At 65.4% G+C, this 12,856-nt stretch carries 10 protein-coding genes; 6 read left to right on the top strand and 4 right to left on the bottom strand.

The genetic code is table 11. The features are described 5' to 3' along the window. The first annotated feature begins 152 nt into the window (after positions 1-152). Entirely contained in the window at positions 153-1,292 is a 1,140-nt protein-coding gene (locus ACQ858_RS10730; RefSeq protein WP_431276606.1) for an AraC family transcriptional regulator ligand-binding domain-containing protein, read from the top strand. Here the strand turns inward: ACQ858_RS10730 and ACQ858_RS10725 are convergent. The 4 genes from ACQ858_RS10725 to ACQ858_RS10710 form a co-directional block, all read right to left on the bottom strand. Then, on the bottom strand, positions 1,261-1,602 hold the full coding sequence (locus ACQ858_RS10725) for a LysR family transcriptional regulator (protein ID WP_431276605.1): 342 nt from the start codon (positions 1,600-1,602) through the stop codon (positions 1,261-1,263). The two genes, ACQ858_RS10730 and ACQ858_RS10725, sit on opposite strands and share 32 nt — an antisense overlap. A 164-nt stretch (positions 1,603-1,766) precedes the next feature. Beyond that, on the bottom strand, positions 1,767-3,062 hold the full coding sequence (locus tag ACQ858_RS10720) for a porin (RefSeq protein ID WP_431276604.1): 1,296 nt from the start codon (positions 3,060-3,062) through the stop codon (positions 1,767-1,769). Between the two features lie 267 nt (positions 3,063-3,329). After that, the gene (locus tag ACQ858_RS10715) at positions 3,330-4,022 is read right to left on the bottom strand and encodes a mobilization protein (RefSeq protein ID WP_431276603.1); all 693 of its coding nucleotides are present in this window, start codon (positions 4,020-4,022) and stop codon (positions 3,330-3,332) included. 113 nt (positions 4,023-4,135) lie between these two features. Further along, entirely contained in the window at positions 4,136-4,912 is a 777-nt protein-coding gene (locus tag ACQ858_RS10710; protein ID WP_431276602.1) for a hypothetical protein, read from the bottom strand. Positions 4,913-5,017: 105 nt separating this feature from the next. Here ACQ858_RS10710 and smc point away from each other — a divergent pair, with 105 nt between their 5' ends. The 5 genes from smc (at position 5,018) to def (ending at position 12,853) form a co-directional block, all read left to right on the top strand. Then, complete coding sequence (gene smc / locus ACQ858_RS10705; protein WP_431276601.1) at positions 5,018-8,533, top strand: chromosome segregation protein SMC; 3,516 nt, start codon at positions 5,018-5,020, stop codon at positions 8,531-8,533. 55 nt (positions 8,534-8,588) lie between these two features. Further along, positions 8,589-9,686: a cell division protein ZipA C-terminal FtsZ-binding domain-containing protein gene (locus ACQ858_RS10700; protein WP_431276600.1), complete on the top strand. Its 1,098-nt coding sequence runs from the start codon at positions 8,589-8,591 to the stop codon at positions 9,684-9,686. 22 nt (positions 9,687-9,708) lie between these two features. Continuing rightward, positions 9,709-11,796, top strand: coding sequence for an NAD-dependent DNA ligase LigA (ligA, locus tag ACQ858_RS10695; protein ID WP_431276599.1), 2,088 nt, complete (start codon positions 9,709-9,711; stop codon positions 11,794-11,796). Positions 11,797-11,916: 120 nt separating this feature from the next. Next, complete coding sequence (locus tag ACQ858_RS10690; RefSeq protein ID WP_431276598.1) at positions 11,917-12,279, top strand: hypothetical protein; 363 nt, start codon at positions 11,917-11,919, stop codon at positions 12,277-12,279. A 34-nt stretch (positions 12,280-12,313) separates the two neighbouring features. Then, positions 12,314-12,853 (top strand): peptide deformylase, encoded by a 540-nt coding sequence (def, locus tag ACQ858_RS10685; protein ID WP_431276597.1) that lies wholly within the window; start codon positions 12,314-12,316, stop codon positions 12,851-12,853. The last annotated feature ends 3 nt before the right edge of the window (positions 12,854-12,856 follow it).

The raw sequence follows: 12,856 nt of genomic DNA, 5'->3' as shown, positions 1-12,856 counted from the left end.
CCTGGGGCAGAACGCGAGGGCCTGGGCGGTAGATTTGACGGCGTCCAATAACACCCCTGGCAGGCCCGCCGTCCCCACGATTCATTGCAGTTCGCCATGCGCAAGGCATGGCTCAAGCGCAGGACAGCCGGGCCAGCCGCCGCTGTCACATCATGAACACCAACGCCGCGGGCGAGGTTTCCATCCCGTTTGCGCATCCCGTCTACATCCGAAGCGTCCTTGACTGCCTGAACAGCCGCGGCATCCGTCCGTCGACCGTTCTCGAACGCGCCGGCCTCGGCTGGCACGATCTGCACGACGAAAAGCAGATGGTCGATTTCTCGGTCTTCCGTCGCTTCGTCGCGCATGCGATCCACTGCAGCGGCGAACCCGCACTCGGCCTGATGGCGGGGTCGATGCTGCAGCCCTATCACAGCCCCGTTGGCATCGCCGCGATGAGCAGCGAGACGTTGGGGCAAGGACTGCAGTTCCTGAGCCGCCATTCAAGGCTGATCTTCGGCAGTCTCGAGTTTCATTTCGAGATGGGTCCGCGGCTGAGCACGCTCAAGGTGAAGCCCTCGCGCCCGCTGTTCGAAACCCGCGTCTTCGTGGCGCAGTCGATCGTCGGCGCGTATTGCCGGCTGCTGGAGGCGATGCTCGGCCGTCCGGCCGACGAACTCGTCGTGGGACTGCCTTACTCCGCGCCGAAGGACAACGACATACCGTGTCTGCGCTACGTGCGAAGGGCGGTATTCGAGCAGGAGCACCTGACGCTCCAACTGCCCAGTGAACTGCTCGCCGTGCCTTGCAGCTGCGCCGATGCGAAGGTCTTCCTGGAGGCGTCGCAGGCCTGCCAGAAGATGGCGTCGGAGATGCGGCACGGCGGCTTCGTGCAGCGCGTTCGTCATGCGCTGCTCGACCGCCTGATGGCCAATCCGGATGTGGCCGAGCTCGCATCCAGTCTGGGAATCTCGGCCCGTACCCTGGTGCGAAGACTCGCCGAGGTCGGCATGACCTACTCCGACATCAAGGATGACCTGCGCAGAACCCATGCGGCCTCGGTACCTGCAGCACACCGACTTGCCGGTGGAGACGATCGCGTCGCAACTGGGGTATGCGGACCCGACCAGCTTCGGGCGCAAGTTCAAGACCTGGTATCAGGTCGCCCCGAGCAAGATGCGGCAGGCGCTGCGCGGGGGTGTGCAGTGGAGCGTGGCGGCCGCGCAGTGAGAGCAGTCGACGTACGACCAGAAGAATCCGTACGTCGCCCGTTTCTTCCGGTCAGCCAAGCGCCGGTCCTACTGACTCCGTGAGCAAATTCTTGCGGGCGCTTACAGAATTCTCATTCCGAGGTGCTTCTTTTTTCACGGTCGTCACGCATTGGATCGTCTCGTTCACGTGAGAGACGATTTCCAAACAACGCTCTCGAAGTGCAATGCCGCGACGGGTCAATTGCACCTTGCGCGTCGTGCGTTGAATTAAAGGCGTTTCCAGCGTCGATTCAAGCCTGGCAATGCTTCGGCTTACGCTGGATTTGTGAATTTTCAGTGCGTCGGCAGCCTGCGAAAAGCTGGCAAAAGAGGCAACGTAGGCAAAGATCCGGAGATCGTTCAGGTCGATCATTTCATCCGCGACATGGATTGATAGAATTTTGTTCGGCAATTTGGAGACTCCCTGGCCGGACTTTTCTCATTGAATTCTGCCGGCAATGCGAAAAAGGCCGCCCGGTTTTCACCGGGGCAGCCTTCAGGTTCACACTTGGATGATCGAAGAAGCGTTTGGCCCGATCAGAATGTGTGGCGGATGCCGATGTCGTAGCCGGTCGACGTCTTCGGCGTCAAGGCAGCATCCACCGCGCTGAGGGCGGGGCGGTAGGACTGAGCGAAGCCAAGGTCGCTGTTGACCGACAGACCTGCGCCATCCTTGTTGCTGACACGCGCCACCGTCGCGTACAAGGCAGTGCGCTTCGACAGGTTGTGCACGTAGCCGACCGCGAATTTGTTGGCCTTCGGATTCGCCACCGACACATAAGGATTGAAGATCGGATCGAAGCCGGCGCCAGGGTTGAGCAGCTGCGTCTGGTCTAGGTCGTACTTGACCTGGGAATAGGACACACGGATCAAGCCAGCACCGACCGGCGCTGTCGCGCCGATCAGCCAACCCTTGGTCGAGGGTTTGTTGAAGGAGCGGAGACCGGTGATCGGGTCGTTGATGTCGATGACCGGGTTGCTGTCGGAAACCTTGTACTTGGCCTGCGAGTACTCGCCGAAGAGCTTGACCGGACCAAAGTCGTATGAGCCGCCGAGGTTCCAGGTGTCCACCTTCTTCGTGAGGCCGTCGTAGAAGTCGTCACCCACCGTGGACGAGCCGTAGGAAGCGGCGAGATCGAGCGGGCCGTTGGCATAGCCGAAACGACCACCCACGTAGCCACCCGTGCGCGAGTTGTTGAGCTGATCATGGGGCGTGGCGTCGCCAGGGCTGTATTTGACTTGTTCGTGGAACGAGTACATCAACTGCCCGTAGAAGCCACCCAGGTTCGGCGGCAGGAAGTAGCCGACCGAGTTGCTGGCGCGGTCGTAGTTCATGTTGCCCATGTACCCGTTGTTGGCCGAGTAGATCAGGCTGGTACCCACACCATTGGTGCCGAACGGATCGAACACGGTGTCGTTCCAGAACGTCGGGGTGTAGTCGCGGCCCAGGCGGACTTCACCGAACGGGCCCGACAGGCTCAGCGTCGAGCGACGATTGAAGAACAATCCGTTCTTGCCTGCGGTGCCTTGATCATTGCCCAGGCCGGCCTCCAGCCAGAAGCTGGCGGCCATGCCACCGCCCAGATCTTCCGTGCCTCGGAAGCCCAGGCGGCTGGCGGTGTAGCCGGAGTTGCTCAGCCCGGTGCGGCTGGTAGTGACGGTGCCGACGTTGAGGTAGTCGGGGTTCGTCAGGGTGGGGTAGCGCTTGTCTTCCGCCTTGTTCGAATAGCCGCTGATCGAGGCATCCAGAACGCCGAAAAGTGTGACAGACGATTGAGCCGAGGCGGTGCCGATGGTGGCGAGAGCAGCCAGGGCGACCAGAGTTTTTTTCATTGCAAATTACTCCAAGGTTAAACATAGGGCACCGGTTTTCACCGGACCCGGCCAACCTCCTTTTGGGAAGTTGGTGAGATTCCATCAGAGCGATTTGCGAATGGCTGGCACAGTCCTGCCGAATTGCGCCACGATCCTGCAGGATCGACGCGTCGAATTCAGCATTGCGTTGCGGGATTGCGACAGGCTCGTGCGGACGAGCCGAATTCAGCGGTTGTGTGCAATTGCGAAATCACGCAATTGCACGAGGGCGCGAGGGGCCTGCCGTCAAAGCGGCAGGGTGTCGAAGGCTCCGTAGGCCGTCGCCAGCCAGGTCTTCACGCGTTGGCGTTCTAGCAGGCCCAGCGCGTGCGGGCCCTCGCGGTCGTTGACCGCCTTCCAGAAGCTGGTGTTGTGCGCGTCGATCTTGCGCATGCTGGCTTCGTGCAGACGCGGCAAGGTGATCACGCGCGCGCCATGCGCAGTCGCCTTGGTCAAGGACTGCGATCCAAGCAGCATGCCGAAGTCGCTGCCGCGCCCGTAGTTCTGCACCACGATGTAATTCGGCCGGTTGCCGAAGGTGTCGATCAGGACGCCGAGCAGATCGGTGGAGTCCTTGCCATCGTCCAGCACATGCCAGAAGTTCACCGACACGCCCAGTTCGGCGAAGACGTCGAACAGGTCCGACTCCTTGATCCAGCGCGCGAGCGGCGCCAGCGTCTGCGCGGCGAGGTCGACGATGACGTTCTGGTGCGGGTTGTGCTCGAAGCCGTTCACCACGGTGTCGAGCCCCTCGAAGCTGTCCACCACCACCGGCGACGCAAAGCCTTCATAGAAGCGGGTGAAGGAGCTGTGCGAGCGATCGGTGTCGAAACCCACGAAAGGCCGGCTGTGATCGATGAAGTATTGCGCCAGCACGCGCGCCGTCACCGATTTGCCGACACCGCCCTTTTCGCCGCCGATGAAGTTCAGGGAGCTCATGAAAGTTCCTGCAGAGTGGGAATGGTTGGGTGCGAAGCATTCTATGGGCCAGCTCGCGGGCCTTCACTCGATTCCGACCACCGCTTGAGCGAGCCCGCGAACCCGTGGGCGACCTAGTTCTTGGGCAACATCGAGAAGAACGGACCGAGGTTTCCGAGAAGCCAGTTCTGACTGAAATCCAGCGCGGCCCGGCGGTATTTCTCGTCGGCCTGCGCGGCCAGCAGGTCGAGGCGCGCGACCACTTTCGAGAGCTCGCGATCGACCAGCAGGTTCCGGCCCCGGTCGCTGATTTCAGTCGCAAGCAGCAGCGGCTGTCCATCCGGGCCCGGCTTGGAGCTGATGAGCCAGAGCGAGATCTCGAAATTGCGCGCCGCGCGGTAGCTGTTCTCGGCGTTCACGCCGTCGAGCATGGTCTGCTCCCAGGTGTCGCCATTGGCCTGCTTGAGCAGGCTCGCCCAGCCGACCACCAGGGCGGCCACGCGGTCGCCTGCGTAGGGCTTGGCACCGGTCTCGAAGGCGAGGCGGATCGCGTCGATACCCGTGTTCCCCTGCAGGGCGGGCAACGGCTGCTCCTTGGTGATCGCATTCCAGGTGCGGTTGGTGGCGTCCTCGGCGCTGGTGGCCCATTTGTGCCATTCGCGTGGATTGCGCCGGTAGAGCGACAGCTGCACGCGCTTGACGGACTGGAGGTTGTCGCGCAGCGCCAGGTTGGCGATGCGGTTGGTGCTGCTTTGCAGCCACTCCTTGCTTTCGTAAGGCTCCGCGCGCTGGGTCGAGGCGCATCCGGTGGCGAGCAGTGCCGCTGCGCAGGTCAGGGGCAGCCAGGCAAGACGTCGGACGAAAGGGAAATCACGAGGGAAATCGAGAGAGGAACGGAACAGGGCACGCATGGCCCGCACGTTATCATCCCCGCCTCGGGTGGCGGCCGGCCCCGAGGGCGCCGGCCAGTGAAATTTCCCTTACAAATCAACACCTTGGCATAGGGCCGACCTGTCGTGCGTCTCAACTCCATCAAGCTGTCCGGCTTCAAGTCGTTCGCCGAACCCACCAATTTCCTGCTTCCAGGTCAGCTCGTCGGGGTCGTCGGCCCCAACGGCTGCGGCAAGTCGAACATCATGGACGCGGTGCGCTGGGTGCTCGGCGAATCACGCGCTTCCGAACTGCGTGGCGAGTCGATGCAGGACGTCATCTTCAACGGCACGACCACGCGCAAGCAGGCGAGCCGTTCGAGCGTGGAACTCGTCTTCGACAACGCCGACCATCGCGCCGGCGGCCAGTGGTCGCAGTTCGCCGAGATCGCGGTCAAGCGCGTGTTGACGCGCGACGGCAATTCGAGCTACTTCATCAACAACCAGCCGGTGCGTCGCCGCGACGTGCAGGATGTGTTCCTCGGCACCGGCCTCGGCCCGCGGGCCTACGCCATCATCGGGCAGGGCACGATCAGCCGGATCATCGAGTCCAAGCCCGAGGAGCTGCGCCTCTTTCTCGAGGAGGCCGCGGGTGTCTCCAAGTACAAGGAGCGCCGCCGCGAGACCGAGAACCGTCTCGGCGACACACGCGAGAACCTCACCCGGGTCGAAGACATCCTGCGCGAGCTGGGCAGCAACCTCGAGAAGCTGGAGAAGCAGGCCGAGGTTGCCGCGCGCTACAACACGCTGCAAGCCGACGCCACGCGCAAGCAGCACCAGCTCTGGTTCCTGAAGCGCGCCGAAAGCGAATCGGACCAGACGCGCATCAAGCTCGATGCGGAAAAGGCGATCAACGATCTCGAATCGCGAACCGCCGATCTGCGCCACATCGAGGCCGAACTCGAAACCATCCGTCAGGCGCATTACTCGGCGGGCGACCAGGTCAACCAGGCGCAAGGCAAGCTGTATGAGGCCAGCGCCGAAGTGGGCCGCCTCGAAGGCGAGATCCGGTTCGTTGTCGAAGGGCGCCAGCGTGTCGAGCAGCGTCTCGTGCAACTGCGCGAGCAGATCGCGCAATGGAACGCGCGTCGCGAGGACGCCGAAGCCGAGATCGAAACCCTGGCCGGACAGGGCGTGAACGCCGAAGAGCAGGCAGAACTGCTCGCCGCCCAGCTCGAAGAGCACGATGCCCGCATGCCCGAACTGGAAGACGCGCAACAGCGCGCGCAGAACGAGGCCAATGCGCAGCGCGCCACGGTCGCGCAGGTGCAGCAGCAGATCCAGGTGCTGGCCGCCGACCAGCGCAACATCGAAGAGCAGAGCCGCCAGCTCAATCAGCGCGCCGAGCGGCTGCGCAGCGACCAGAACGCGCTGGCCGCGCCCGACGAAGCGCGTCTGCAGGACATGCAGGAGCAGCTGGCCGCCGCGCAGGAAGCCTCCGCCGAAGCCGAAGCACGTCTGCACGAGCTGCAGGACTCCGTCCCGCAACTCGATGAGGACCGCCGCAATCGCCAGCAGACGGTGAACACCGAAGGCGCACGGCATGCCGAGCTCGCGGCACGCCTCGAAGCGCTGAAGGCGCTGCAGGAAAAGGTCAAGACCGACGGCAAGCTCGCGCCGTGGCTCGCCAGGCATGGACTCGAAAGCCTGCAAGGGCTTTGGAGCCGTATCCATATCGAGCAGGGCTGGGAAAACGCGCTCGAAGCGGCGCTCCGCGAACGCCTGGGTGCGCTCGAAGTCAGCCGCCTCGACATGGTCCGCGCGTTCGGCAACGACGCGCCGCCGGCCAAGCTCGCGTTCTACACGCCGCCGTCGGCCGCCGCGCCGCAGGGTGAGGGCGCCTTGCCACGGCTTTCCGCATTGCTTCGCCTGAGCGATGCCGGCCAGCAGGCGCTGCTCGAAGAATGGCTGCACGGCTGTTTCACCGCACAGACGCTCGAAGAGGCCCTGGCGCAGCGCGAGCAGCTCAAGCCCGGGCAGGTCATCTACGTCAAGAGCGGCCATGCGGTCACTGCGCACAGCGTGAGCTTCTATGCAGAGGATTCCGAGCAGGCCGGCCTGCTGGCACGCCAGCAGGAAATGGAAAACCTGGAGCGCCAGCTGCGCGCCCAGACCCTGATCGCGGAAGAATCACGCACTGCGCTTGCGCGCGCCGAGTCGGCCTACGCCGATGCGGCGCAACGGCTCGTCACCGCGCGCCGCGAGGCGGCCGACACGCAATCTCGCGCACACGAGCTTCAGGTCGAGACGCTGCGCCTCACGCAGCTTGCCGAACAGACCCGTGCTCGCAGCGAGCAGCTCTCCAACGACCTCGGCGAGGTCACGGCCCAGCTCGAAGAGCTGCAGGAACGCCGCATCGCCGCCGAGTCGCGCTTCGAAGAACTCGACATGCAGCTCGCCGACAGCCAGGAGCGCCACGCGCAACTCGACGAGCGCGTGATCGAGGCCGCACGTGTGCTGGCCGCAAGCCGCGAACAGCATCGCAGCCTCGAGCGTCAGGCGCAGGAGGCCACCTTCGCGCAGCGATCGCTCGAAGCCCGTCGCGCCGAGCTCAGCCGCGCCATCGAGACGGCATCGCAACAGACCACCGCGCTCGCCGATGAAAACGAACGCGCGCGCGCCGAACTGGGGCGCTTGTCGGATGCCGCAGCTCAAGCGGGCCTGCAGGATGCTCTGTCGGTCAAGCTCGAACGCGAGTCCGCGCTGGGCGCGGCACGCAGCCAGTACGACGACCTCACGCTCAAGCTGCGCGCGAGCGACGAGCGCCGTCTCCAACTCGAACGCGAGCTCGACCCGCTGCGCCAGCGCATCACCGAATTCCAGCTCAAGGAACAGGCCGCGCGCCTGGGCTTCGAGCAATACCAGCAGCTGCTGGCCGATGCCCACGCCGACCTCGAAGCGATCGCGCAGTCGATCGAGACCGACAAGGTGCGCCTCACCGGCCTGCAAAGCGAAATCGACCGCCTCAACCGCGAAGTAGCCGGACTCGGCGCGGTCAACCTTGCAGCGCTCGACGAACTCGCGGTGGCTCGGGAGCGCAAGACCTTCCTCGATTCGCAGTCGGCCGACCTCAACGAGGCGATCGGCACGCTCGAAGACGCCATCCGCAAGATCGACGGCGAAACGCGCGAACTGCTCGGCGGCACCTTCAAGACGGTCAACGAACACTTCAGCCGCATGTTCCCCGAGCTCTTCGGCGGCGGCAACGCCAAGCTCATGATGACCGGGGACGAGATCCTCGACTCCGGCGTGCAGGTCATGGCGCAGCCGCCGGGCAAGAAGAACCAGACCATCCACCTGCTCTCGGGCGGCGAGAAGGCGCTCACCGCCATCGCGCTCGTGTTCGCGATCTTCCAGCTCAACCCGGCGCCGTTCTGTCTGCTGGACGAAGTCGACGCGCCGCTCGACGACGCCAACACCGAGCGCTACGCCAAACTCGTGACCGCCATGAGCCGCGAAACCCAGTTCCTCTTCATCAGCCACAACAAGATCGCGATGGAAATGGCCGAGCAGCTCATCGGCGTGACCATGCAGGAGCAGGGCGTGTCGCGCATCGTCGCGGTGGACATGGAATCGGCCGTCTCGATGGCCGAGGCTGCATGAGCCGCCCGGCCGCCCGTAGGCGAATCCCGAAGCGCCGTTGCGCGAGGGGGCTCCAATGAGCAGTCTGACCGTTGCACTCGCCATCCTTGGCGGACTCACGCTTGCGGCCGTGATCGGCTACAACGCGTGGACCTCGCACCGCAACGCGCCGCGCCAGCCCGACGCGCGGAACTCGCAGCCGCCCGGGGCGGACGACGACCCGCCGCAGGAAGACCGCGAGCCGGTGCTTCACGTCGATCCGCACCAGGTCGCCAGCGCCGAGCGGCACGAGCCCTTGTTCGACCCGGCCTTGCCCGCCCCGACCGCGTTGCCCGCGCAATCCGCCGAGCGCCGTGGCGGCCTCGACCCGCTCATCGACGTGATCGCGCCGATCTCGCTCGAAGGGCTGGCTTCCGGCGATGCGGCGATTGCCGCGATGCCGGCCACGCGCCGGGCCGGCAGCAAACCGGTGGCGATCGAAGGCCTCAACGAGCACACGGGTGCGTGGGAGCCTGCGGTCCAGGGCCAGCGCTATAGCGCGTTCCAGGTCGGCGTGCAACTGGCCAACCGCACCGGCGCGCTCAACGAGATCGAGTATTCGGAATTCGTCGTCAAGGCGCAGGCCTTTGCGGATGCGGTGAACGGTGCGCCGGAGTTTCCGGAAATGCTCGACGAAGTCGCCCGGGCGCGCGAGCTCGACCAGTTCGCCAGTTCGCACGATGCGCAATTGAGCTTCGTGCTGCGCGCGCGGCACGCCGCATGGAGCCCCGGCTACGTGCAGCAAAATGCCGCCCGCCTCGGCTTCGTGCCCGGCATGATCCCGGGCCGCATGGTGCTGCCGGCAGCCGAGCTGGGCCTGCCGCCGATCCTCGGCCTGTCGTTCGACACCCAGGCCGCGCTGGCCGACGACCCGGCGCAGTCGGCGATCCGGGAGCTCACGATCAGCCTCGATGTGCCGCAGGTCGACCGCGAGGAAGCGCCGTTCGAGCGCATGCGGGATGCCGCGGCGGCCCTGGCGCGCGACATGGACGGCATCGTGACCGACAGCGACGGCCAGCCGCTGCAGGGCGAGATCATGGACGCGATCGGCATCGACCTCGAGCAGCTCTACGACACCCTTGACGCGCGCGACCTGTCGGCGGGATCGCCGCTGGCCCGCCGTCTTTTCAGTTAACGCCGCTCTTCCGGAGATCCGCATGACGACGCGCGACGACGCGGCCCGCGAAGCCGCCGCATTGAGCGAGCAGCTTCGCCGCCACGCTCACCTCTACTACGTACTCGACGCACCGGAAATCCCGGATGCGGAGTACGACAGGCTCTTCCAGCGCCTGCAGGCGCTGGAAGCCGAATACCCGGATCTGCGCACGCCCGATTCGCCGACCCAGCGCGTCGGGGGCAAGCCGCTGGAGGGCTTCACCAAGGTGCGCCACAAGGTGCCGATGCTTTCCATCCGCACCGAAACCGACATCACGCCGGCCGGCGCCAGCGCCTTCGACGCGCGCGTGCGCAGGGAGTTGGGCCTCGCCGAGGACGCCATGCCGGTCGAATACGTGTGCGAGCTCAAGTTCGATGGACTGGCGATCAACCTGCGCTACGAGAACGGCGTGCTGGTGCAGGCCGCGACTCGCGGCGACGGCGAGATCGGCGAGGACGTCACGCAGAACATCCGCACGGTGCAGCAGATTCCCCTGCGGCTGTATGGCGAGGCTTCGAAGATTCCGCCGGTAGTGGAGGTGCGCGGCGAGGTCTACATCCGCCGCGACGATTTCGAGGCGCTCAACGAGCGTCAGCGCCAGAAGATCACCGACGGCCAGAAGAACGAGAAGGTCTTCGTCAATCCGCGCAATGCGGCCGCGGGCGCGGTTCGCCAGCTCGACCCGGCGATTGCCGCCGACCGGCCCTTGAGCTTCTTCGCCTATGGGCTCGGCGAGGTGACGCCGCCGGAACTGGGCGGACCGGCGTATGCGACGCAGTTCGAGTGGCTGCAGCAGTTCGGCGCCTGGGGCTTTCCGGTGGCGCAGCAGACGGCACGCGCGCGCGGCGCGGTCGAGCTGATCGCCTTTCACGAAGCCATCGGCCGCCAGCGCGATGCCTTGCCCTATGACATCGACGGCGTGGTCTACAAGGTCGACAGCCTCGAACTGCAGCGGCAGCTCGGCTTCGTTTCGCGCGAGCCGCGCTGGGCGGTCGCGCACAAGTACCCGGCGCAGGAACAGCTCACGCAGGTGCTCGGGATCGAGGTGCAGGTGGGCCGCACCGGCAAGCTCACGCCGGTCGCCAAGCTCGCACCCGTGTTCGTCGGCGGCGTGACGGTGACCAACGCCACGCTGCACAACGAGGACGAGGCCCGCCGCAAGGACGTGCGCGTGGGTGACACGGTGATCGTGCGGCGTGCCGGCGATGTCATTCCCGAAGTGGTCGGCGTGGTGCCCGAGAGCGCGCAGCGGCCCGACAGCGAGCGCGGCCCCGTCTTCACGATGCCGCACAAGTGCCCGGTCTGCGATTCCGATGCGGTGCGGGAAGAGGGCGAAGTCGACTACCGCTGCACCGGCGGGCTTTTCTGCGCCGCGCAGCGCAAGGAGGCGATCCTGCACTACGCGCAGCGCCGCGCCGTCGACATCGAAGGCCTCGGCGACAAGCTGGTGGAGCAGATGGTCGACGGCAACCTGATCCGGACACTGCCCGATCTCTACAAGCTCGGCCTGGTGACGCTCGCCGGCCTCGACCGGATGGCGGAGAAATCGGCGAAGAACCTGATCGACGCGCTGGAGTCCTCGAAGAAGACCACCTTGCCGCGCTTCCTCTTCGGCCTCGGAATCCGGCACATCGGCGAAAGCACGGCCAAGGACCTCGCGAAGCATTTCGGCAAGCTCGACGCGATCATGGATGCGACCGGGGAACAACTGCTCGAAGTCAACGACGTCGGCCCGGTGGTCGCGCAGAGCGTGCGCACCTTCTTCGACCAGCCGCACAACCGCGAGGTGGTCGAACAACTTCGCGCCGCCGGCGTGCACTGGGAGGAAAGCGAGCCGGAAGCACGCACCCCCAAGCCGCTGGCGGGCAAGACCTTCGTGCTGACGGGTACGCTCCCGACCTTGAGCCGCGATGAGGCCAAGGACATGCTCGAGGGCGCGGGAGCCAAAGTGGCCGGCTCGGTCAGCAAGAAGACCGACTACGTGGTCGCCGGCGCCGAGGCCGGCAGCAAGCTCGACAAGGCCCGCGACCTGGGGGTGGCGGTGATCGACGAGGCAGGGATGCTGGAGATCCTGCGGAACGGACTCTGAACGGCGCGCTCAAACTCCGGACGAAGGAGCCATCTTTACAGGGCTCGGCGCGGACGCGCTGTCAACACCGGTAGCAGGCCGGCGTTGAGCAAGAAAGGCATCGACCAGGAGTAACGTCATATGAGCGGAGTTCGTCTTCTTGCGGCATGCCTCGCGGCCGGCGGCGCGATCGTGCTGGGCGGCTGCGTGGCCGTGCCGTCGGATCCGTACTACAGCGGCGGCGTGGTGTATTCGCAGCCGACCTACGCCTACCCCTATTCCTATCCGTACTACTACCCCTACTACTGGGGACCGTCGATCTATCTCAGCGGCGTCTACGGCTACTACGGGCATGGCTATTACGGGCGCAGCTACTACGGGCGTGGTTACTACGGCCACCCATACTATGGCGGCTACTGGCGCGGCAATTCGTACTGGGGCCATCCAGGCTACTACGGGCCGTATCGGGGCGGCGCGGGCTCGGTGCGAAGAGGCCACGGCTGAACGCTGAATTCGATGGCCTCACGATAATGTCCCGATGGCCATCCGCGAAATCCTGAAGATGGGCGATCCCCGGCTGTTGCGCGTCGCGCAGCCGGTCGCCGAATTCGACACCGACGAACTCCACCTGCTGGTGCGGGACATGTTCGAGACCATGTACGCGGTCAGCGGCGCCGGGCTGGCCGCGCCGCAGATCGGCGTCGATCTCCAGCTTGTGATCTTCGGGACCGACACGGTCAATCCGCGCTATCCCGACGCACCGATCGTGCCGCGCACGGTGCTCGTGAATCCCGTGATCACGCCGATCGGCGACGAGGAGGAAGAGGGCTGGGAGGGCTGTCTGTCGGTGCCCGGCCTGCGCGGCGTGGTGCCGCGCTTCGCCCACATCCGCTATACCGGCTTCGACCCCTACGGCGATCCGATCGACCGCACCGTGAGCGGCTTCCATGCCCGCGTGGTCCAGCACGAGGTGGACCACCTGCTGGGCAAGCTCTACCCGATGAGGGTGCGCGATTTCTCGCGCTTCGGCTTCACCGAGGTCCTGTTTCCGGGCCTCGATGCCGCCGAAGACGACTGAAGA

It is taken from the genome of Variovorax ureilyticus (assembly GCF_050632185.1).
GTDB lineage: Bacteria > Pseudomonadota > Gammaproteobacteria > Burkholderiales > Burkholderiaceae_C > Variovorax > Variovorax ureilyticus_A.
This window is presented reverse-complemented; position numbering and strand designations above follow the sequence as displayed.